The organism is Corynebacterium sp. sy017 (assembly GCF_017918135.1).
In the GTDB taxonomy this organism is placed as follows: Bacteria; Actinomycetota; Actinomycetes; order Mycobacteriales; family Mycobacteriaceae; genus Corynebacterium.
Map to the genome: position 1 here is coordinate 317,204 of NZ_RZUE01000001.1, position 23,489 is coordinate 340,692.

The window sequence follows — 23,489 nt, forward strand, 5'->3', positions numbered from 1 at the left end:
TAAGTTCGCCTTTCGACGTTCCTCTGCCGGGGCAAAAACTGCTACTGCAATTTAGTCTCGAGGCACCTCAACCTGCTCAAAGACCTCAATGATATCATCAACCTGAATGTCAGGATAGCTCAATACCATACCGCATTCGTAGCCAGCCATAACTTCTGTAACATCGTCTTTTTCACGACGCAGCGAGTCGATAGTTGCTTTAGCGGCAATAACAGCACCATCACGCAACAATCGTACTGAAGCACCACGGCGTACCTTACCGCTTTCAACCATACAACCAGCAATAAGACCAACTGCAGATGCCTTGAAGATAGCGCGAATTTCTGCACGACCAATTTCGCGTTCCTCGTAAATTGGCTTGAGCATACCCTTGAGTGCTTGCTCAACTTCTTCAATGGCACGGTAGATAACCGTGTAGTAACGAATATCCACGCCTTCAGCATTTGCTTCCTCAGTAGCCTTGCCTTCAGAGCGAACATTGAAGGCAATGATTACCGCGTCAGATGCCGCAGCCAAAGATACGTTAGTTTGTGTTACCGCACCTACACCACGGTCAATGATATTGAGCTCAACTTCATCATCAATATCAATCTTAAGCAAAGCATCTTCCAGCGCTTCAACAGAACCTGCATTATCACCTTTAAGAATAAGGTTAAGCGTCGATGTCTCTTTAAGTACGGTATCGAGATCTTCAAGAGAAACACGCTTACGGGTCTTAGCAGCCAAGGCATTGCGCTTACGAGCATTACGTTGGTTAGCGATCTGACGTGCCACTCGGTCATCGTCGACAACCAAAAGGTTATCTCCTGCACCAGGAACACCATTGAGACCTTGTACCTGGACTGGACGCGATGGACCAGCCTCCGCTACGTCATTACCAAACTCATCCACCATACGACGCACACGACCATAAGCATCACCTGCGACGATGGAATCACCTACACGCAAAGTACCACGTTGCACGATAACAGTTGCCACAGGTCCACGACCACGGTCAAGGTGAGCTTCAATAGCAACACCTTGGGCATCCATATCTGGATTAGCACGCAAATCCAAGGATGCGTCAGCGGTAAGCAATACTGACTCTAGTAGCGCATCGATATTGGTGTTTTGCTTAGCGGAAATATCCACAAACATGGTGTCACCACCATATTCTTCTGGGACAAGACCATATTCAGTCAATTGACCACGAATTTTATCAGGAGACGCACCCGGTTTATCAATCTTATTAACAGCAACCACGATAGGTACTTCCGCTGCTTTAGCGTGGTTAATAGCCTCAACAGTCTGTGGCATGACACCGTCATCAGCAGCAACAACAAGTACAGCAATGTCAGTAGACTTTGCACCACGAGCACGCATTGCAGTGAAGGCTTCGTGACCAGGAGTATCCAAGAAAGTGATCTTACGTGGTACTTCTTCTACCTCCACGGTGACCTGATAAGCACCAATACCCTGCGTAATTCCTCCTGCCTCGTCAGACCCAACATTGGTCTTACGGATGGAGTCAAGCAAGCGAGTCTTACCATGATCAACGTGACCCATAACGGTAACTACTGGTGGGCGTTGTGCTAGGTCGTCTTCGCTACCTTCATCTTCACCAAATTGCAGGTCGAAAGATTCCAGGAGCTCACGATCCTCGTCCTCAGGTGAAACAACCTCAACCTTGTAGTTCATTTCATCGCCAAGCAGCATCAAAGTTTCTTCATTCACAGAAGCGGTGGTCGTTACCATCTCACCGAGGTTGAACAGAGCTTGCACTAAAGCTGCTGGATCAGCCTTGATCTTGTCTGCAAAGTCAGATAAGGATGCACCACGTGCCAAGCGGATAGTGGCACCGCCACCATCTGGCAACCGCACGCCACCAACAAGATTTGGTGCTTGCATTGCCTCATACTCATTACGCTTTTGACGCTTGGACTTGCGTCCTTTACGAGGAGCGCCGCCTGGGCGTCCGAAAGCACCAGCTGTTCCACCACGACGTCCACCACGTGCGTTATTACCGCCGCGTCCGCCGAAACCGCCTTGTCCTGGACCATTTTGCCCTGGTTGACCGCCGCGACCACGACCACCTCCGGGAGATCGGGTAGGCATCTGCGCTGGATTTGGATGCGCAGGCATCATTGTTGGTGATGGACGACGTCCACCTCCCTGACGCTCATTTCCTGACCCTTGTGGGCGCGTATCACGACGCTGGTTTCCTTGACCGCGCTGCCCACCTGGGCGCCCAGCTCCACCTTGACCACGAGCAGGATTATTACCTTGTGACCTGGCACCAGAACGAGTACCACCTGGACGTGGTGCTGGACGCTCGCCGCCTCCAGTAGAGAAAGGGTTATTAGCAACTCGAGGTGCACGAGCACCAGGACGTGGTGCTGGTTTAGCCTGCGGACGTGGCATCGCACCTGGCTTTGGCGCAGCAGGTTTAGGCATTGCACTTGGTGTTGCTGCTTTGTCTTGACGTGCTTTTTTCTCTCCAGCAGCACCAGACTTAGCTGGGGAACCGGAATTAAATTGTGGTGCACTAGCCTGAGCCTGCGGCTTGGGAGCCGGTTTTGCAACTGGCTTAGGCTTTTGCGCAGGTACGGGCTTAGCTGGTTGAGCTTGCTCTTTTTCAGCTTTAGATGCTGCCTTGGCTCCTGCTACTGCACTTGGCTTTGCCGCTGGTTTAGGTTGCGGCTTCGCAGGCGATTTCTGTGCTTTTGCAGCCGCTGGCTTAGGTGCAGGTGCTTGCTTTTTAGCCGCTGGTTGTGCACTGGCGTTATCTCCACCAAGCGCTTCGTAATGCTGCTTCATCTTCTTTACTACTGGTGCTTCAATAGTAGACGAGGCAGTTTTAACGAACTCTCCCTGCTCTTTTAGCGTCGCAAGTAGTTCTTTGCTGGTAATACCGAGTTGTTTTGCCAACTCATGTACGCGTAGCTTTCCGGGCACTTTTCTCCTTGTTTTTTGGAAGGAAAAGCTTTCTTTAACACGCCCGGAAAAACCAGACCTGTTAAAAAGAGCGTCCTTCGCTTCTTCTCTGGACGTTCATCGCTGATGCTTCATCGTGTGCTCATCAGTGTTCGGTCTTCCTTATCATCAATATGGGTCTTTAGCGCGGTATTCGCTAAAAGGTACGTATGTACATGACCAGTATCTACCGCAGTAGACACCCGTAGCGCACGAGCAAAAGCCCTGCGCTTGATAGCAAGCTCATAGGCAGATATTGTTGGCGTAATCCATGCTCCACGTCCACCTAACCGGCGACGAGGATCTGGGACAACATGACCTGAATTCTCTTTGTCAACTGTTACACGTAATAACTGAGATTGCGGATATTTTCGACTGGTAGCTATACAGGTACGGATGGGTTCTTTACGAGAACTCATCGTCTTTCGTTCAGAAAGCACCTGCTTAGTCATTCAACTCCTACTCATAACCACGTACACAATATCTGACTTCTTCTTGTTTCAAGCAAACATTATTACACTTAGATACAACGACCATAAGTGACCAAAATAATGTGCTTGAAAACCTCAGAGCCTCATATAGTCTACGCCATTATCCCTAAGCAGAGCAATTAAAACCCACTCTTAGTCTTGACGGACTTTTAACTGCTTTTAACTGGCGTCAGAGCGAATATCAATCTTCCAACCTGTTAAGCGAGCAGCAAGGCGCACATTCTGCCCTTCTTTACCAATAGCAAGGGAAAGCTGGTAATCAGGCACCGTTACCCTAGCTGTTTGCTCTTCACGACTAAGAATCTCTACATGAACCACTTTAGATGGAGCAAGTGAATTACCAACATATACAGCTGGATCATCCGAATAATCAACAATATCGATCTTTTCGCCACCAAGATCATTCATGATGTTATTGACCCGCTGACCACGCGGACCAATGCATGCGCCTTTTGCATTTAAGCCTTTTTTATTGGCTTTTACTGCAACTTTAGAACGGTGCCCTGCTTCACGAGCAATAGAAACAATTTCCACCGAACCATCTGCAACTTCAGGAATCTCAAGCTCGAACAAACGTCGTACGAGCTCAGGGTGAGTCCTGGAAAGATTAATTTGTAAGCTCTTAGGGTTATTGCGATTGACATCAACAACATAGGTTTTAATTCGGTCACCATGTGCGAGTTTTTCTCCAGGCAACTGCTCGGCTGGCAGAATAATGCCATCTTGTCCCTCAAACTCACTACCTAGATGCACGACAACGATCCCGCGCTCATTCGCAAAAGCATCAGCCTGCACCACACCAGAAACCACATTGTGTTCATACGCGCTATATGCGTCATATGCCTGACTTGTTTCTGCTTCTCGCAAACGACTCACGATTGCTTCGCGTACCGCTTGGGCTCCAACGCGCCCGAAGTTACTTGGCGTATCGTCGTACTCAGAAATCACATTGTTATCATCATCGAGTTCACTGACGATCACTGTTACTTCACCAGTAGCACTATCAATATCTACTCGTGATTTTGTATTTTCTGCAGCAGCTTCTGCCTTGAAATTGAGATAGGCATAAAGCAATGCTTGGGCAATCGTACCCAACATATCCTCAACGACAATACCGCTTTGTTCTTCGATATCTTTTAGCGCCTGGACATCTATATTCACTTGTTATGTTCCTCTCGCCATGTCATGGCTTCGTCGAAAGTTAAAGCAACTAATTCTCGTTCTTCAACTGTAGGTTGTGCGAACTCCACTTCTACCAGACAACCGGCATAATGTGCCAATTGCGCTGCTCGAACAACAAGTTGTTTATTGTGTTTAGTAATCAAAATGACATTTTCTTCTTGAGCATCTAACGCACCAATACGCCACAGAGTTGTCGTAGCTTTCTTCCCCTTCTGGCCTTGTCTGCCTTTCGGATTCCCATCTTCGCGTGCTTCATGCGCCTCCGCTATAGCTATAGCTCGACCACGATTCCGACGCCAATGCCGAGGCAAAGTCAATGGTAAATCCACTCCTGGAGTGCTCACTTCAAGCGTATATCCAGCACCAAAATTAAATACCCCGGCTTCTTCTTGAGCATCACACCAAGCGGAAATATCACGCGACAATGCTTCAATCGTATCGGAATCGATCCGCCCATCTTTATCAACTGCTATAGCAACAACTGTTTTTTTGCCTGCAGGAGATATTTTTATCGCTTCAATATCTACACCATAGCGCTCGAGTACAGGACTAAGCGCAGTTTTTAACTGCTCATCATTAGGAAAAGCCATAAAGTTCATGCTAGTCCACGATGCCGACAATATAACAACGTCGATACGGCACCTGGTGTGCCAACCGATAGACAGCACAGTATTCCAGGAAAACCGCAGCTAACCACTGTGGCTTCACCAGAAAAGTAATACCATCAGTAGACTATATTAGTTGTGGGTATCCAATTATTTTCGCAATTATCACAAAAAACTCATCGTGGACTGTGTGTTAGTGCTGCTTTGTGCACATTATCTGCCATGACCCTTAGCGGATGTTCAATCTTTTCTCAGCCACAGCCACAACCTGATCCAACTTTGTTGGAGTTTTATCACACAGCTTTAGCGCAGAATAGGCATGACGATGCCGCAGTGCTTGAACGCGAAATTATCCGACTATGCGGTCACTATAAAAATGGCGATATCCCAGATAGTTGCGACGCAGAATCCCTCGCAACCACTGCCCCAACCAGTGACGATACCCCAGCTAGTTCACGAATTTTCCAAAAAATTGGCGACGTTGACCGGCAGTCACTTCCTATAGTGGTGGAGGAATATGCCAAATTGTGTGCCCAAGGAGAACCTGTCGATTTAGCCCCACAGGCAAGTGTCAATGATCGCGATGATCTCGCGACGCTACGCACTGCCCTTAACCATGAAAAGACACTTATGTACGCGTTCGGATTGGCGCGTGCTTTTGCAGATTCTGCTACACAAGAAAAACTCGATGTTCTTACCCAAACCCACCTCAACCGTATCAATACGCTCGAGTTGTCTTTGCCAGCTGACCAAGAAATACCTGCACAGGCTCCTGCCTATCGCTTCGACCAGTACACTACTGTCTCCGATGAACCCACGGCAGCAATTTTCCTCAGCGAACTACTCGACGACGACCTCAGCTTCTGGAAGAATACCGCCAGCCAAGCCCACGAGACTTCTTGGCGTGCTCTGTCATTGAGCTTTGCTGGCGATAGCGCTAAAGCACAGGCTGTGCCTTAACAATGAGGATTAACGGGATTGGACAAGCCGGAGCACAGTGTCATAAATATCAGTTGCATCTACCTCAGTGGTTTGCCCACCCCGAGCGCGTAACTCTACCTTTCCTTCAGCAAAAGAGCGACCCAAAATGACTACATATGGCATACCTAGCAATTCTGCGTCCTTGAATTTCACGCCTGGACTTACTTTAGGTCGATCGTCGTAAAGCACTTCTACACCCGCACGATCTAATTGTGCTACAAGCTCTTCACCAGCTTTAATCGCTGCTTCATCCTTATTAGCAACCACCAGGTGCACTTGATAAGGAGCGACTGCCAACGGCCAGTTCAATCCTTTTTCGTCCAGGCGTTGTTCGGCAAGCACAGCCATCAATCGGGAAATACCTAAACCATATGAGCCCATAGTTGGGATAGCACGCTTGCCGTTTTCGTCAAGAATTTGCACGTCAAAGGCTTCAGTGTATTTGCGTCCCAATTGGAAAATGTGTCCGACTTCAATACCTCGTTCAAGAGTAAGAACACCTTGACCAGCAGGTGCTGGATCGCCTTCTTTAATCTCTGCAGCTTCAATATACCCGTCAACGTTAAAGTCACGACCAGCAACTAATCCCACAATATGGCGCTGAGGTGCATCAGCACCAGTAATCCATGCAGTGCCTGATACCACACGTGGATCAGCTAGTACTTCTATGCCATGTTCTGCCAACGCGCGAGGACCAACATATCCCTTCACCAAGAACGGGTGTTGTGCAAAATCCTCAGGAGTTGCTAACTCCACGCTCGCTGGTTCTAAAGCAGCCTCCAAGCGCTTCATATCTACTTCCCGATCACCGGGGATAAGTACCCCCAACAATCGAGTTTCTTCCTGAGCTGGTTCTTTGACGCGGCAAATAATGCACTTGAGCGTGTCAGCCGCAGTCACTTCCCTGCCTTCGACGCTAATGGACTGGCTACGTGCCCATTCCACAAGTGCAGCAATCGTCTCCGATTCTGGGGTGTCATATTCCTGTGCTGGTGGTAATTGACTGTAATCACGTTCCACACCAGGTTGGGTAATAACAGCCTCCACATTAGCTGCATAATCGCCTTCTGTGGCACGGACAAAAGTATCCTCACCATAAGGACTAATGGCCAAGAACTCCTCTGAGGCAGAACCACCCATAGCGCCTGATGTTGCAGCACAAATGACATAGTTAAGACCTAAGCGGTCAAAAACTCGTTGATACGCGCGTCGATGAGCTTGATATGAAGCCTCAAGACCAGCATCGTCCATGTCGAAAGAGTAAGAATCTTTCATGATGAACTCTCTACCGCGCAAAATACCGGCACGTGGGCGTTCTTCATCACGATATTTTGTTTGTATCTGATAGAGAGTTACTGGAAAGTCTTTATAAGAGGAATAAAGATCCTTTACCGCAGCAGTGAAAATTTCCTCATGGGTTGGTCCCAGGAGATAATCTGCGCCTTTACGGTCTTTGAGGCGAAAGAGGTTATCGCCATATTCTGTCCAGCGATGTGTTTGTTCATACGGTTCTCTCGGCAACAATGCTGGGAAAAGCAACTCTTGAGCGCCGATGGAATCCATTTCTTCACGGACAATTCCTTCAATTTTGCGTAGGGTACGCAGTCCCAGCGGCAACCAAGAATACACTCCTGGCGCGCTTCGACGAATATAACCAGCTCTCAGCAAAAGTTTATGGCTAGGTACTTCGGCATCAGCAGGATCCTGACGTAATGTACGCAAAAATAAAGTAGAAAGACGGGTAATCATGTTTTAGAAGTCTAGTCGATGAAGAACAACTATTCTTAATAGCTATGCTCATTATTTTACCGCCCTCAGAAACGAAAATATCCGGTGGCGATCATCCATCACTACAATTAGAAAAACTATCCTTCCCCCAGCTCAATTCAATCCGCGAGGACATTGCGCATGACCTTGCGGCATTGGATCCTCAACAAGCGCTATCTATTTTAGGAATTTCTGAAAAGCTACTCGACGAAGCTGCATCGAATACACAGCTTTTTCACTCACCCACAATGCCAGCCTTGCTGCGTTACACTGGGGTGCTCTATAACGCTCTAGATGCAGCGTCTTTGCCTGAACACGCATGGCAGCGCCTTGCTATTGGTTCTGCGCTTTTTGGACTTATTCGTGCGGATGATCTCATTCCGCATTATCGTCTCTCTGGCAATACGAAGCTACCGCGTCGGGGGCGATCCCTTCACCATGATGGTTCCTTCACTGCTACTGATACAGCCAATGCCACTGTACCTACCATGAAAAGTCGATGGGGAACGAGCATCAAAGATACCTTGAGTGACATTGGTGAGCTGATCATTGACTTACGGTCAGGAACCTATCAACAACTTGGCAAGCTGAGTAGTGCTGTTACTGTGCGAGTAGAATCATGCCAGCCTGATGGAACGCGCAAAGTTGTCAGTCATTTTAATAAGCATTACAAAGGGCAACTTGCTCGCATTCTGGCATTATCGACGGATCAAGCTGACAGTATTGATGATGTTATCCATATTTCCCGAGCTGCCGGATTAAGAATCGAGCACAATAACAATAAACCTACTGAACTTACGCTGGTTGTATGATTTCACGCTACGGGGAAGAAACTACACCACGTCGTATATGAGTAATCCATGCAAACCACATAAATGTTGCTGGATAGAGCATATAGCCAAATCGGAAACTGGGTGAGAATAGGAATAACACAACCAGGCCAATGCTGCACAAGATACATACACCTGCTAAAGACCTGGGGGGACGAATCCAAAGCCACACAGCAAAACCTATGCCAGCAATGAGCAACAATCCATAACACAGCAGTTGTCCACCAGGAACATCAGCAAGTAGTGCACCGGCTAGAGAATTACCTGCCGGTGTCATCACCTGTGCTTTTCCTGCCGGAAACAGCACTGTGTGGTTTATGAACTCGTGCATATTCATCAATGCTGGAATATGCACGAGCAGACCTATCCCCATGCTCGTGCCGAAGAAATGAAGAAGCTGTCTTTTATGTGCACGAGAACCTAAAAGAAAAATGAGGACAAAAAGTATCGGCATGATCATCCATTTCATGCCTAATGCAAGCGCGATGAAAGCACCTGATTGGGCATATTTTTGTGCCCAGAAAGTTGCTAGTGCCACCATAGTTGCCCCGGCAACTGGTAGGTCTACACCACCGACGGCAGCAGAAAGCGCCACAACTGGAATACACAGCACTATCATGAGTGCCGTGGTTTGCGCATAGGGTTTGGTATTTCGGATATGGTCTTCGGTTACTCGATAGGCATAGATGAAGCACCAACTAAAGAAGACTAAAAACCATATCCGGGCGTCTCCTAGGAAACGAGTATCCCAAACCTGAGCTGGCATACCGAAAAGAACCATTGCAGGACTGTACGGATTAAAGTCATCTACTACCTTGGGGTGTGTGATCCAGGGATTCGCAGTGGTGAAAAAATCATGTGCTGCACGTTCTACCACGAAAACCTCAGGTTGGCGTGCACCGCGGGGAATGAACCATGCCAGTGGAAACACTAATGTCCATGCTAAAGCCCAAATACAAGCGACAACAGCCCGCTTAATCGAAAAAAAACCTGCTGCCCCGATATAACCAATCAGTGCTAAGAGTGCCCAATGACGGTGCAATTCGTTGCCTGTTGCCCAGGCAAAGACAGCACTAATCGCACATAATATGCAACACACGATGATCCAATACTTGTGGCAGATATTCCACAGTGAGTTAGGTCGAACCACGGTGTGTTTTTCTTTTATCTGTTGATACGGCACATAAAAAGTCTACTTGTTTTCGGTCGGTTTTATTCTTCCCATTGCGTGCCTTGCTTATTGGGTAATCAACCCGGCTACAGCACCAATAACATAGACAGCTGGTGGTTGTATCTGCTGCGCACGCATAAGCTGAGCTAATTCTGCTACTTCGCAATGAAAACTACGCTGATGTTTGGTAGCGCCTTCTTGTATCACGGCAGCAGGGGTATGTGGATCAAGACCTGCGTCGATAAGTGCTTGAGTAATTGCTTCAGCATTTTTTACTCCCATTATCACCACCAAGGTACCGCCAGTATGTGCCAGCGCAGAGAAGTCATTAAGTGATTTGGGGTGTCCGGGTGGTAAATGCCCAGATACAATCGTGAAATTATGCACCATCCCACGTTGTGTGACAGGTATGCCTGCCAAGGCAGGAACAGCAATACCACTGCTTACCCCCGGGACGATTTCACAAGCAATGCCCTGTTCCTGAAGTGCTTGGTATTCCTCAAAACCGCGGCCAAAGACATAAGGATCCCCGCCTTTTAAGCGCACCACTTTTTTACCTGCTTGTGCATATTCAATCAGGAGTTCATTTATTTTTTCCTGAGCGACCTGCTTGCCATAAGGCAACTTGGAGACATCAATAATCTCTTTTTTTTCTAAATCACATAACTCAGATAATTCTGCTAACTCAGCCCCAGGTCCTAAATGATCAACTAACACTACATCAGCTTCACGCAATTTTTTCATACCACGAATTGTTATCAGGTCCCATGCACCAGGACCACCACCAATAAGCGTTACAGTAGAAGTTAGTTTTTCTGCCATGCACATAGAGTTTAGTCCCCACTAGGGTTGGATACATGAATCTGAGTCACCATTTTGCTGAGAACCTACCGTCGTTTGTACACCCAACTACGATGGAGCGGTTCCCTAATCTAGAGTTAGTGCAGTTCAATGACGCATTGGGCGCAGAACTCGGTATCACTAGCTGCGATCTCCTTTCATTATTAGACTCACACCCTACTGGTCATGCCATGGCATATTCTGGCCATCAATTTGGCAATTTCGTCCCTTTGCTTGGCGACGGGCGGGCACTCCTCTTAGGAGAGTTACGTGCACGCAATGGCTCTTTGGTTGATATTCATCTCAAAGGCTCGGGTCGCACTGTGTTTTCTCGCGGTGGTGATGGTCAAGCTCCGCTGGCAGCAATGCTTCGCGAATATGTCATAAGCCGGTGGCTGCATACTTTAGGTATTCCTACCACACAGGCTTTGGCAGTGCTCAAAACTGGCAAGAAAATTGCTCGTACCACGGCAGAAGAAGGGGCATTACTGATCCGAGTGGCACCTTCGCATATCAGAATAGGCACTTTTCAATATGCTGCGCTACGCGGTCAATCCTATGTTCAGGAACTTGCCGACTATAGTATCGCTCGGCACTACTCTGGTTGCAATTACGCTGAGTTTTTCGACGCGCTAGTCCAACGGCAGGCACAATTAGTTGCCCAATGGATGCGTTATGGTTTCGTTCACGGAGTGCTCAACACCGATAACACCACCATAAGCGGGGTAAGTATCGACTACGGTCCATGTGCTTTTATGGAATACTACGACCCAAACACTGTGTTTAGTTCTATCGATCATAATGGTCGCTATAGTTACGGAAATCAACCCGGGATAATCAGATGGAACCTCACTAGACTTGCAGAAACATTACTTCCCATTCTCCCCCATGCACACCTGAGCACTATCCTTGATACTTTTCCCACGCACTATCATCGCGCATGGTTGAGCCTTATGCGTGGTGCATTAGGACTAGAGGGAAAAGAACATAACCCAACCGTCGAAAAGCTCATTAAGGATTGGCAGCTGTTATTAAACCAAACGCACCTTGATCTCAATGCTTTCCTGCATCTGCTTGCGCATACGCACGACGACATACCTCAGGAGGAATTAGCTGCACTACTGCCTCAACGCAACAACAGTCAGCACCATCATCACCTGAATCAGATAGCTCAGTGGATTACGCAGTGGCGCTCTCTTGACCCAGATTATGCGCATATGCGCACAGTCAATCCCGCATATATTCCGCGGAATCATGTTGTGGAAGATGCTCTCAAGAAAGTGTGTTACGACGATGATCTTAACGATGTCAAGCGCATTATGACACTACTAAACACTCCTTTTGGGGAGGTAGCTCAAGATAACCCACTGGCTGTCTCATTGAGCACACCAGATTCTGCTCTTGCCTCAACCTTTATTAGCTATTGCGGTACGTAACCCTAGGAATTACTCCTGGAGGGATTCCCGCTCTAGCAGTGCTCGTTTAATCTCTAGCCCATAGCGAAAACCACCTAGGCTACCATCACTGCGTATAATCCGATGGCAAGGCACAAATAAGGCTGCACTATTGCGGGCACATGCACTAGCTACAGCCCGAATAGCCCGTGGCGCACCGCATAATGCTGCGTAGTCACGATAACTTATGGGGTTTCCGGGCGAAACCTCGCGTAAACATTGCCATGCTTTTTCTTGAAAAGCAGTAGCGACTTGGGATACCGCCACCTCAGCCACTCGATGAATCTCGCCCTGATAATATGCATGCACTGCGTCGAGCGCGAAAGAAACCTGTGGATTATGCGCAGGCACCTCTTCTAGTTGATCTGGTCGGATACTACTGTGAATCAAAGAGAGCAATTCCTGAGTAGTGGTATTCCATCCGCTTGCCAATACTTTGTTATCAGCACTGATAATGCTAAACGCACCATCTGGGGTAGCTGTGGTACTGAAAAATGCAATCACCATGTTTTTCTCTTCGTTGTCTATGCTGTATCGGAAACAGCGTCACGACAAGCAGCATAGTGCAAGCACTGTTCCACAAAACGACTTATTGCTGTGGGCACCGCGGCTGGATGAACGTGCACATAACTCGCATGGATATTACCACGGATAAACCCTTCTTTTACCACTTCTTTTTCCCAACTACGCCATGCCCAAGCGGGATTGTAGTCACCACTATCGTGAGCACGAGACTCCGCGTCGACGACTAATTGAGTGTAGTGAAACTCATGCCCCACGACGCGTTGCCCTGCACGATAGAGACAAGAATCAACTAAAGCAACACTATCGCGGTAGCCCAGTGTCACTCGATTCTTCATCGTTGCTACTGCGGGGATCACCCCCAACATGGGATAGGAGTCAAGGGTGTCAAGCAGCCATAATAAACCAGCACATTCTGCGTGCACCGGCATACCTTGTTCAATTCGAGCACGTATCTGCTTGGCCAATTCACTACGCTGGGCTAATTCCTTACAGTATTCCTCTGGGAATCCACCGGGAATAATAAGCCCATCGCAATCTGGAAAATCATCACGCAATGGATCAAAACTCATAAGTTCTGCTCCTGCTGCAGCTAGTAATTCTCTATGCTCAGCATAAGTGAAAGAAAAAGCAGGTCCTGTTGCCAGTGCAATACGAACTCTAGCGTGCCGAGCAACAGCCTCAATATGATCTTCTGGTTTCCACGGCTCGCCTTCCCATTGACACTGTGCGCACTCAATGATCCGGTCTATATCGACATACTGTTCGACAATGTCACCCATTTTTTCCACTGCTTCTTGTGCGGTGGTCAATTCTCCAGAAGTAACTAATCCCAAATGTCGGGAAGGCACAGCAATATCTTTTATTCGTGGTACCACACCAAATACAGGGATACCGCAGTCGATTATTGCTTGTTGACAGACCTCAGCATGACGGGAACTACCTGCATTATTAAGGATTACCCCTGCAATGTTAAGCCGAGGATCATAAGTGGAAAAACCACGCACAAGTGCTCCAACTGACTGGCTCATTCCTCGCACATCCACAACAAGCACTATGGGCAAACCCAACAGCGCAGCAATATCTGCAGTAGATCCCTCGGCATAGTCACTGCCACTGTGCTCAGTGGTGATTCTGCCATCAAATAGTCCCATAACGCCTTCGACGACAGCTATATCTGCGCCTTGGCAACCATGTGCATAAAGCGGACCGATAAGTTCTCGCCCACACATAACAGAATCAAGATTTCTACCTTGGGTTTTCGTCGCTAAGCTATGATAGCTCGGATCTATATAATCAGGACCCACCTTAAAAGGAGCGACTGTCATGCGCTGGGCTAGGGCATACATAAGCCCAGTGGCTATTGTGGTTTTTCCTGCCCCAGAGGCAGTAGCTGCAATAACAAATCCTGGGGTTGTCACCACTCAATTCCTTTTTGTCCCTTGCGTCCCTGATCCATCGGATGCTTGATTTTCTCCATACGCGTGACCAAATCAGCTACTTCAATCAATCGCGGATGAGCATCCCTTCCAGTAATAACGACGTGCTGTGTTCCTGGTCGACTCTTCAGAGTCTCTACCACATCTTCAACATCAATCCAGCCCCACTTAATGGGATAAGTAAACTCATCAAGCACATAAAAATCATGTGTTTCTTGCGCTAAACGACGCTTGATCTCCTCCCACCCCGCTGCAGCATTATGCGCATGGTCTTCTTGTGCTCCTTGTTTCCTCGCCCACGACCAGCCCTCTCCCATTTTATGCCACTGCACAGCACCACCCTGAGCAGTGTCCTCATGCAACTGAGCCAAGGTACGGAACACGCTTTCCTCGCCAACGCGCCATTTTGCTGATTTTACGAATTGGAATACTCCGATGTTTAAGCCCTGGTTCCAGGCGCGTAATGCCATGCCAAAAGCAGCCGTAGATTTTCCTTTGCCGTCACCGGTATGTATCGCTGTAATAGGTAGCTGACGACGTTGTTTGGTAGTCAAACCATCATTGGGGATATTCTTTGGATCTACTTTTCCCTGCGGCATTCTTGTACTTCTTTCTTTACTGTCTTTGCTGCTTACAATGCTTTTCTATTGATACTCACACATCAGAAAACGTCAATGGCTCTCGTAATAGCTTGTGCGCTCAGTTGCTCCATACGAATGCACTCACCAGCTAAATGCCGAGCTAACTCCTGCGCAAGACCAAGCCTGATACGCCCTTGTGCTTCACAATCAATAACAATACTTCCCGTTAATGTTCCTTGGGCAATTTTTGCAGCTACACTATGTGATTTCTTCACAGCATCTTTTCCGGTGGCGCGCCCATCGGAAAGCACTACTAATATAGCTCTGCGCCCTGGTTCCTTAAGATGGTGCGTGCTAATAATCCGATGTGCAAGGGCAAGTCCTGCTTCCAAAGGAGTTCTTCCACCTGTTCTGATATCTTGCAATCGCTTCTGCGCAATATCAATTGAGCTTGTTGGGGCTAAAAGTAATTCTGGTGCTTTCCCCCGCACACTGATTACGGCAACTTTGTCCCGGCGTCGATAAGCATCCGATAGTAAAGACGACACAGCACCTACCACAGCACTGAGTCGATCACGCGCAGCCATAGAACCAGAGGCATCCACGAGAAACACAATCAGATTAGCTTCCTTACCGCGACGGATATTCCTACGCACATCAGCTGCCAGAAAAGGGATAACAGATTTTTCTGAGGATAATCGTGCCCCTCGTGCTACTGCAGCATGCAGCGAAGCAACAAGATTGAGCCCATGACCATGCTCTGAACTAGCTCGAATATCAGCACCAATACTAAGTTGCTGATAAGCCCTCCTACCTGGAGGTGCTTCATAGCGCACACGAGTTTTTGGCTTACGTTTGAGTGTTCGGATAGCGAAAGGGCGCGCCAGAATCAGCGCTGCCTACCTTTCCATCTTGGGAGACGTGCGCATCATCAGGATTATGTTGAGGGCGCATACTGTTGTTTCCCTGGTGTTTATGATCTGCAGCGTCGGTAGGCTCAGGCTGAGAATGATCTTGGTGATTGTGTTGTTCTTTGGAGCGTTCCATGATGTTTTCAAGCTCCTGCTCACTCACCCCTGGTTCGTCAAAAGGATTCTGCCGACGGCGGTGCGGTAATGCTAAACGTGCTGCTACGTTAATATCTTCTTCATTCACACTACTTCGCTGTTGCCATGCCGCATGTGCCATCGCAGTACGAGCAATAACAAGATCACCGCGCAGGCCTTCGACTCCAAACTCAGCACAAATATACGCAATCCGCTCTAATTGTGCATCGCTCAAAGAAATCTCATCAACCACATCTTTAGCTTGTGCGATACGTACTGCGATTTCTTCATCTTTTTCTTGCCATTGACGTACAAAACCCTGTGGATCATTCTCGTAAGCTAATCGACGACGCATAATTTCAGCTCGTTCGCGCACATCAGCTGGTCCTGCAATATCAACAGAAAGACCAAAGCGATCCAAAAGTTGTGGACGCAGTTCTCCTTCCTCAGGATTCATCGTGCCGACAAGAACGAAACGCGCTGATTCAGTATGGGAAATAGAATCGCGTTCAATAGTCACCATTCCAGTTGCAGCTGCGTCGAGAAGCACATCGACAATATGGTCTGCAAGTAGATTGACCTCATCCACATAGAGCACACCACCATCGGCAGCACTGAGCAGACCTGGTTGAAACTGTGCTTTTCCAGTAGTAAGCACAGTTTCAATATCAAGCGAACCGACGACGCGATCTTCAGTAACGCCAAGGGGAAGATTGACTAATGGAGCACTACCTAATAGACGCGAAAAAGCACGCACGGTAGTAGTTTTTGCAGTGCCCTTTTCACCTCGGGCAATGACACCACCAATACGAGGCGCAATTGCTGACAGAATGAGTGCAAGACGTAGATCTTCTTGACCCACAATTGCAGAAAATGGAAAAAATGATGGCGACTGTATCTCTTTGTTCATAGCTCAATATGTCATTGTTAGTATGTGAAAACAACCGAGATCTCTTCTAAGGATCTCGGTTGTGTGCATGAAGATAAGAATTACTATCCCTCTAATTTGAGTGTCTTTTGAGTGTAACTCCACATCTCATTAAAGAGAGTCTTATTTGCAGAAAGTTTCACGCCATACGACGGCACCATTTCTTTAATTTTATCTGCCCATACCACCATGCGATCACCAAAGCAATGCTCTAGCACCTCTAGCATTGCTGCAGGGGCAATAGAAGCACCTGGTGATGCGCCTAAGAGACCAGCAATGGAACCATCATTAGAGTTGATCAAAGCGGTACCAAACTCAAGAGAACCAAAACGTGGACCAACGACAGGTTTAATAACCTGCACACGCTGACCAGCGGTAACAATCTCCCAATCTTCATCGCGTGCCTCTGGAACATACTCACGCAATGTTTCCATACGAGCCTGCTGATCTTTTAACAACTCGGTGATGAGATATTTCGTCAAACCAAGTTCTTGCACACCAACAGCAAGCATAGAAGCCACATTGGTCACCCGTAAGGATTTAGGCAAATCCGCCCATGACCCTTTCTTCAAGAACTTTGGTGTCCAACCCGCATATGGTCCAAAGAGCAAGCCCTTTTCACCATCAATAACACGGGTATCAAGATGTGGTACTGACATTGGTGGAGCACCAACCGATGCTTTTCCATATACCTTGGCGGAGTGCTGGCTAATAATTTCTGGATTAGTGCAACGCAACCATTGACCTGACACCGGGAAACCACCAAAACCACGGATCTCTGGAATACCTGCTTTTTGCAGCAAAGGAAGTGCCATACCACCAGCACCAACAAAAACGAAATTTGCACGAGTGACGCTAATGTCACCGGTGTGACGGTTCTTTGCAGTAATTTTCCACTTGCTACCGTCACGGCTAATGTTACGGACTTCATGCCCATAACGGAATGTGGTTCCTTCTTTTTTGGCAGCCTGTAAAAACTGCTTAGTCAGAGCACCGAAGTTAATATCTGTTCCTGCGTCTGTCCAAGAGATAGCAACCTTATCCGATGCAGGACGTCCACGCCCCATAAGTGGCAACATATCATCGAACTGCGCACGATCATCACTAAACTGCATATCAGGGAATAGTGGATGACCGTCTAACGCCTCAAAACGCTTCTTCAAGTAAGCAACTTGTTCAGCTCCGTGACCAAAAGAAACATGAGGTACTTGGTTAATCCATTCATCAGGATCCCCAAGAACACCTTGATCTACCTGATAAGACCAAAATTGACGTGATGTTTGGAACTTTTCATTAACGCCAATCGCCTTGGAGATGTTAATTTTTCCATTAACTTCTGGCGTATAGTTCAACTCGCATAATGCAGAGTGCCCAGTACCAGCATTATTCCACGGTGAAGAAGATTCCTGTGCTGGAGCGTCGAGACGCTCAAACACCATCTGTGACCATGTTGGCTCCAAGGTGCGAAGCATAGCACCTAGCGTGGCACTCATTATTCCTGCGCCGATGAGAGCGACGTCTACCTCATCAGTAACTTTTGCTGCGGTTGTGGAATTTGACATTACAATTTTCCTCGCGTTATTACGCTTATCTCTTCAACTTTTCTAACTGATTCTCGGATAATGACGACTAAATCTAAATCGACTTATCAGCTATTTCATAACGACACTGGTTTCCCAGCAAACCCTCATACTCATAAATGGGCACGAAGTCTGAAACTCGCTAGGAATATACTCTACGCGCTTATCAGGTTTGATGTTAAAACTCCCCCGATAAGTGTGTGAAAAAAATATCACAATTAATCACAACGTATCATTGGCAACAGGTTTTATCGGTAGCATCTTCACGTATCAGGGGGCATAATCGTGCGCAGAAAGAAAACAAAGTTCGTATTCAATTCCGCAACAATAGCTCAGCTGCCCCAGCAATGGGAGCACGATATCCTCGGTGAGGATTTTGCCCAATTAGTTTTTAACCTAGACAGTAATGTACCTACCACAGGCACTTCACCCCAAAATCCAGACAAGGCTTGTGCCACTCTGATACGTTATGCTCCAACAAAAACTGCCCCCTCATCACAAAAGCCCGCAGCCACCACTGCAATGCTATGGGTACATGGGCTCACAGATTATTTCTTCCATGAACATATTGCTCAGTTTTTTGATACACATGGTTACGCGTTTTATGCACTCGATCTGAGAAAATGCGGGCGCTCATACCGCCCTGGGCAGAAATGGCATCACACTAATGACATTGAACAATACTTTGAGGAACTTACCCTAGCGGCACATATCATTCTGAGCAAGCATGATTTCCTTATTCCCATTGCTCATTCTACTGGTGGGCTTATCGTCGTTCTGTGGCTTGATTATCTACGCCGTTCACATCCGCTCATGCATAAGCACATTCGAGGTGCAATCTTGAACAGCCCTTGGCTTGATATGATCATCCCAGCCATAGCCTCCGCTCCGCTCAAGCCATTGCTGAGTGTCAGTGGTAAATACTTCCCTGACATTGCATTGCCGTCGAGTAGCAATCATTCCTATGGTCAAAGCCTGCATATCTCTGCACAGGGCGAGTGGAATTATGATCTCACCTACAAACCTATGGGCGGGCACAAAAAATATCTAGACTGGTTACGCAGCATTATGTTAGGACAACAACGCATACATCGTCGAAAAGTTGATTGTGGAGTTCCGGTGCTTACTTTATGCTCCACACAGTCATATTTTCCTCGGGCTTTCGACGCACAGTGTACTCGCAGCGACGTAATTCTCAACGTTGCTCAAATACAAAAATGGGCTAAGGTACTAAGCACTCATACTCGTGTTGCACCTATTGCGGGAGCAGTTCATGATGTATTTTTATCCAAAGAATACGCTCGCACTGAGGCACTACGTATCTCACTGCAATGGTTACGCGACCTGGGATAATTCCGATTTTGCTTAAAATCCTCAAGGCTGTGAGCCTGCCCTACTGTGTTATACGCATACGTTCTCTTAGAGACATAAAAGAAAATGGAGATGTCCATGTCAGACAAGCATTATGATCTCATCATTATTGGTACTGGATCTGGTAACTCTATCCCCGGCCCAGAATTTGATGATAAAACAATCGCTATCGTAGAAAAAGGCGTTTTTGGTGGCACCTGCCTGAATGTCGGTTGTATCCCCACCAAGATGTTTGTTCATGCAGCAGAAATAGCACATACCATCACTCATGCCAAGGATTTTGGCATTAACGCCAAAATTGATCACATTGACTGGTCACGTATTGTTTCTGATGTTTTCGATAAACGCATTGACCCTATTGCTCAAGGTGGTGAAGCCTACCGACGCGGCCCAGAAACTCCTAACATCGATGTCTACGACCATCACGCTTACTTTGTCGGTGAAAAAACTATTCACACCGGTCAAGGCAATAAAGAGATGACCATTAGCGCTGACACGATCGTCTTAGCAGCTGGTGCGCGACCTTTCATTCCGCCAGTAATTGCCGAATCAGGTATCACCTACTACACCAATGAAGATATTATGCGCATCGCACAACTACCACGCTCCCTGATTGTGCTTGGCGGTGGTTTTATCGCTGCAGAATTTGCCCATATTTTCCATGCTCTTGGTGTTGAGGTAACACTTGTCAATCGCTCCACCACTCTCTTGCGTTCCATGGATAAAGATATTTCCGAACGTTTTACTAAGCTGAGCGAAGAAACTTTTCACACCAAACTTGGGCACACCATTGTCAGTGCGCATCAGCAAGCGCAAGAAATTACTCTTAAGCTTGACGACGGCAGCATAGTCCGCGGCGATATGCTCCTCGTTGCCACCGGACGCATTCCCAATGGTGATCAGATGAGCGTCGACAAAGCTGGTATTGAGCTCCTCGACGATGGCCGAGTGAAAGTCGATGAATATGGTCGCACAACAGCTGAAGGTATCTGGGCGCTAGGAGATATTTGCTCACCTTATCAGCTCAAGCACGTAGCAAATGCAGAAATGCGCACTGTCAAGCATAATATCTTGCACCCGGAGAACTTGCATTCGCTGCCGCATAAGCATGTCCCTTCTGCGGTTTTTACGCAGCCACAGATCGCAACAGTTGGCCTCACTGAACAACAAGCGCGAGATAAGGGTCATAACATAAGCGTCAAGATCCAAAATTACAGCGATATTGCCTACGGTTGGGCACTGCATGATGACACAGGTTTTGCAAAACTCATCGCTGACAAAGACACTGGCACTCTGCTGGGCGCGCATATCATCGGGCCACAAGCCGCCACACTTATTCAGCAACTTATTACAGTTCTCGCCTTTCAACTCCCGCTCCAGCAAGTGGCAACCCAAGAGTACTGGATACATCCAGCTCTACCTGAGCTTATTGAAAATGCGCTCCTTGGGCTAGACTTAGAGTGATTTTCCCGACTGTACGCTCATACTTAGACTCGCCTACTACTGGTATTCATCCTTTTCTTATGCCTTTTTTTCGTTCCGTTTCCCCCGCAGTATCTACAGTTCATGTATCCCCCACACCGTTGCGTCCTATTGCATTGAGTTTGGCTACTGGTGCAATCATTATTTTGGGTGTCCTCAGCACTGCTGTCACACGCACGAACTCATTATTTGCCACCTTGGTGGCAGGGTGTCTTGTGCTCGGCGCCACAGCAACAATTACTGCTATCCGCCATACCGATCATTATCGTCATCGTGTGCCGCATATATTTTCCGCCCTCGGTGCTGGTATCAGTTTATGTGTTGGGGTCATTATGAGCGTATCGGGAGTTATTGCGTCAACAAAAATTACAGATTTTGCGCTCACTGCTCTCTCTGCAGCAATGCCTGTTGCCGCCTGTGCGTTATTGGTGGGAGGACTTAGCCAATTATCGCCTCATCATGGGCTGCTGTATGCCGGTGCCACTATCGGACCGCCTCTTTTATATTGGTTTATCATCAGCGGGCATTCCACTGATTGTTGGGGAGCCTTTGTCTTGACAGGCATTATCAGTAGTGGATGTTTAGGGTGGATCAGCATTGTGGTTAGTCGAGCTAAAAATTGGTCGCGGATTCGTTTCTTAGGTGCTGGTGCCGCTTTTTGTGCAATGATAATCAACATCGCCACACTTGTTATTAACCTTTTTGCTAACGAAATACCGCGCCAGACTTCTTCTATTGCCCTTGTAGCATGGGGATTGCTTTTCTGCGTTCTATGCGCTACTACAAGTGCTTGTCTTGTGCGACCACACCATGACGCGCAATGAGTTGATCAAGATCCCAATGCTGCTCCAGCGCGTCGGCAAGCATATCTAATTGTTTATCACGCTCTGCTGCAAAACTCGTATCAGGAGAAACAATAAAGTTGTCTTTTCCGACAAGTGCGGCAATTTCACTAAGGAACTGACGACGTGCATCATCATCTTCAAGGTAGCCGTGTCGATGTGTGCCGTAGTTGGTACCTTCTCGCGAGCCTTCATCGCCTAACCATGCTTGAGTATTATTACGAACTACTTGACCATGATGAATCTCATATGCTCCATGTGGATGTCGGATCACTGTTTTTTGTTCTTGAAACTCGATATCAGCATCAAAAATAGCTAACCCTGAGACTACCACTTCGTGATCGTGACCAGTAGTTACTGCTTCTACTGAATCTATGATCTTGGTGCACATCATCTGATAACCACCGCAGATACCCAAAATAGGCTTACGTGCCACCACGCGCTTTTCTAATGCCTGCGCTAATCCTTGTGCTCGTAACCACGCAAGATCACTGACTGTTGCCTTCGACCCTGGGAGAATAACCAAATCTGCCTGGGCAATCTCATCTGGATGCGTAGACCACACGACAGTTACGCCCGGTTCACAGGCCAAGGCTTCTACGTCAGTAGCATTAGAAATTCGTGGCAACCGAATAGCTGCAACGCGCATACTGTCTTTACCCAAGGCTGTTGTCACAGGTCCAATAACTGCACCGCGTGGTGTTTGGAGTGAATCCTCGGCATCTACCCACAGTCCTTCAATAAAAGGAAGTACCGCCAGTGTTGGCACTCCAGTTCTGCGTTCCAACTCAACAAGTCCAGGTTCGAGTATTGATCTGTCGCCACGAAACTTATTGACAATGAATCCGCATATACGGTTTCGGTCTTTCTCGGACACAATCTGATGTGTGCCATAAAAATGAGCGAGCACACCACCACGATCAATATCGCCCACAAGGTAAACTGGCAAATTTGCACTCTGTGCTAGACCAAAATTAGCAATATCAGTGTCTCTGAGATTAATCTCTGCAGGCGAACCAGCACCTTCACAGATGACCACATCATAGTGTTTTTCTAATTCAGTCAGCGAGTCTGCTACTACGTGCCGTAATTGCTGTCGATATTCCACATAGTTTCGGGCATCAACCTGCCCTACTGCACTCCCATTGACAATAAGTTGCGATCGACGATCGCTACCTGGTTTAAGCAGTACAGGGTTAAATAGTGCCTGTGGCTCTAGCCCACACGCGTAGGCTTGTAAGGCCTGTGCTCTACCAATCTCTCCGCCGTCGACAGTGACAGCGGAATTATTAGACATATTTTGTGCCTTGAATGGTGCTACTGCAAATCCTCGTCGAAAAAGTGCTCGACACAGACCTGCCACGATCATAGATTTCCCTGCGTCTGAGGTACATCCGGCTATCAGAAACGCACTCATCGTATTGG

General features: G+C 47.5%; 20 protein-coding genes. 6 read left to right on the forward strand and 14 right to left on the reverse strand.

The window, feature by feature from the left end; genetic code table 11:
• Positions 1–51 precede the first annotated feature (51 nt).
• The 4 genes from infB to rimP form a co-directional block, all read right to left on the reverse strand.
• Positions 52–2,934, reverse strand: a complete 2,883-nt coding sequence (infB, locus tag EML15_RS01480; protein ID WP_144273075.1) for a translation initiation factor IF-2 — start codon at positions 2,932–2,934, stop codon at positions 52–54.
• A 110-nt stretch (positions 2,935–3,044) separates the two neighbouring features.
• Entirely contained in the window at positions 3,045–3,404 is a 360-nt protein-coding gene (locus EML15_RS01485; RefSeq protein ID WP_246846871.1) for a YlxR family protein, read from the reverse strand.
• Positions 3,405–3,602: 198 nt separating this feature from the next.
• Positions 3,603–4,604, reverse strand: a complete 1,002-nt coding sequence (gene nusA / locus EML15_RS01490) for a transcription termination factor NusA (RefSeq protein WP_144273076.1) — start codon at positions 4,602–4,604, stop codon at positions 3,603–3,605.
• On the reverse strand, positions 4,601–5,215 hold the full coding sequence (gene rimP / locus EML15_RS01495) for a ribosome maturation factor RimP (protein WP_144273077.1): 615 nt from the start codon (positions 5,213–5,215) through the stop codon (positions 4,601–4,603). Before rimP ends, nusA begins: the two co-directional genes overlap by 4 nt.
• Positions 5,216–5,368: 153 nt before the next feature.
• Here rimP and EML15_RS10180 point away from each other — a divergent pair, with 153 nt between their 5' ends.
• Positions 5,369–6,190 carry a DUF4439 domain-containing protein gene (locus tag EML15_RS10180; protein WP_144273078.1) on the forward strand — a complete coding sequence of 274 codons (822 nt, stop codon included), beginning with the start codon at positions 5,369–5,371 and terminating at the stop codon, positions 6,188–6,190.
• 9 nt (positions 6,191–6,199) lie between these two features.
• Here EML15_RS10180 and EML15_RS01505 read toward each other — a convergent pair whose 3' ends face one another.
• Positions 6,200–7,960: a proline--tRNA ligase gene (locus EML15_RS01505; protein WP_144273079.1), complete on the reverse strand. Its 1,761-nt coding sequence runs from the start codon at positions 7,958–7,960 to the stop codon at positions 6,200–6,202.
• Between the two features lie 44 nt (positions 7,961–8,004).
• On the opposite strand from EML15_RS01505, the gene yaaA reads away from it, so the two are divergent.
• On the forward strand, positions 8,005–8,790 hold the full coding sequence (gene yaaA / locus EML15_RS01510; protein WP_144273080.1) for a peroxide stress protein YaaA: 786 nt from the start codon (positions 8,005–8,007) through the stop codon (positions 8,788–8,790).
• A 7-nt stretch (positions 8,791–8,797) separates the two neighbouring features.
• Here yaaA and EML15_RS01515 read toward each other — a convergent pair whose 3' ends face one another.
• Both EML15_RS01515 and cobA read right to left on the reverse strand, forming a co-directional pair.
• Positions 8,798–9,991 carry a glycosyltransferase family 87 protein gene (locus EML15_RS01515; RefSeq protein WP_144273081.1) on the reverse strand — a complete coding sequence of 398 codons (1,194 nt, stop codon included), beginning with the start codon at positions 9,989–9,991 and terminating at the stop codon, positions 8,798–8,800.
• Positions 9,992–10,045: 54 nt separating this feature from the next.
• Complete coding sequence (cobA, locus tag EML15_RS01520) at positions 10,046–10,807, reverse strand: uroporphyrinogen-III C-methyltransferase (protein ID WP_144273082.1); 762 nt, start codon at positions 10,805–10,807, stop codon at positions 10,046–10,048.
• A gap of 29 nt (positions 10,808–10,836) precedes the next feature.
• Here cobA and EML15_RS01525 point away from each other — a divergent pair, with 29 nt between their 5' ends.
• Positions 10,837–12,255, forward strand: coding sequence for a protein adenylyltransferase SelO family protein (locus EML15_RS01525; RefSeq protein WP_144273083.1), 1,419 nt, complete (start codon positions 10,837–10,839; stop codon positions 12,253–12,255).
• Positions 12,256–12,264: 9 nt separating this feature from the next.
• Here the strand turns inward: EML15_RS01525 and EML15_RS01530 are convergent, their stop codons facing one another.
• The 6 genes from EML15_RS01530 to mqo form a co-directional block, all read right to left on the reverse strand.
• Positions 12,265–12,780 (reverse strand): methylated-DNA--[protein]-cysteine S-methyltransferase, encoded by a 516-nt coding sequence (locus EML15_RS01530; RefSeq protein ID WP_144273084.1) that lies wholly within the window; start codon positions 12,778–12,780, stop codon positions 12,265–12,267.
• Positions 12,781–12,797: 17 nt separating this feature from the next.
• Entirely contained in the window at positions 12,798–14,219 is a 1,422-nt protein-coding gene (locus EML15_RS01535) for a cobyrinate a,c-diamide synthase (RefSeq protein WP_144273085.1), read from the reverse strand.
• Positions 14,213–14,833: a cob(I)yrinic acid a,c-diamide adenosyltransferase gene (cobO, locus tag EML15_RS01540; protein WP_144273086.1), complete on the reverse strand. Its 621-nt coding sequence runs from the start codon at positions 14,831–14,833 to the stop codon at positions 14,213–14,215. Before cobO ends, EML15_RS01535 begins: the two co-directional genes overlap by 7 nt.
• Before the next feature lie 62 nt (positions 14,834–14,895).
• Complete coding sequence (locus EML15_RS01545; protein WP_246846997.1) at positions 14,896–15,603, reverse strand: VWA domain-containing protein; 708 nt, start codon at positions 15,601–15,603, stop codon at positions 14,896–14,898.
• Between the two features lie 61 nt (positions 15,604–15,664).
• Positions 15,665–16,771 carry an AAA family ATPase gene (locus EML15_RS01550; RefSeq protein ID WP_144273088.1) on the reverse strand — a complete coding sequence of 369 codons (1,107 nt, stop codon included), beginning with the start codon at positions 16,769–16,771 and terminating at the stop codon, positions 15,665–15,667.
• Positions 16,772–16,854: 83 nt separating this feature from the next.
• Positions 16,855–18,351, reverse strand: coding sequence for a malate dehydrogenase (quinone) (gene mqo / locus EML15_RS01555; RefSeq protein ID WP_144273089.1), 1,497 nt, complete (start codon positions 18,349–18,351; stop codon positions 16,855–16,857).
• A 303-nt stretch (positions 18,352–18,654) separates the two neighbouring features.
• Between mqo and EML15_RS01560 the strand changes: the two genes are divergently transcribed.
• The 3 genes from EML15_RS01560 (at position 18,655) to EML15_RS01570 (ending at position 22,046) form a co-directional block, all read left to right on the forward strand.
• On the forward strand, positions 18,655–19,722 hold the full coding sequence (locus EML15_RS01560) for an alpha/beta hydrolase (protein ID WP_144273090.1): 1,068 nt from the start codon (positions 18,655–18,657) through the stop codon (positions 19,720–19,722).
• Positions 19,723–19,812: 90 nt separating this feature from the next.
• Positions 19,813–21,204, forward strand: coding sequence for a mycothione reductase (gene mtr / locus EML15_RS01565; RefSeq protein ID WP_144273091.1), 1,392 nt, complete (start codon positions 19,813–19,815; stop codon positions 21,202–21,204).
• A gap of 59 nt (positions 21,205–21,263) precedes the next feature.
• Complete coding sequence (locus tag EML15_RS01570; protein ID WP_144273092.1) at positions 21,264–22,046, forward strand: hypothetical protein; 783 nt, start codon at positions 21,264–21,266, stop codon at positions 22,044–22,046.
• Here EML15_RS01570 and EML15_RS01575 read toward each other — a convergent pair.
• Positions 22,003–23,481, reverse strand: coding sequence for a cobyric acid synthase (locus EML15_RS01575; RefSeq protein ID WP_144273093.1), 1,479 nt, complete (start codon positions 23,479–23,481; stop codon positions 22,003–22,005). The genes EML15_RS01570 and EML15_RS01575 overlap by 44 nt on opposite strands.
• Between the last annotated feature and the right edge of the window lie 8 nt (positions 23,482–23,489).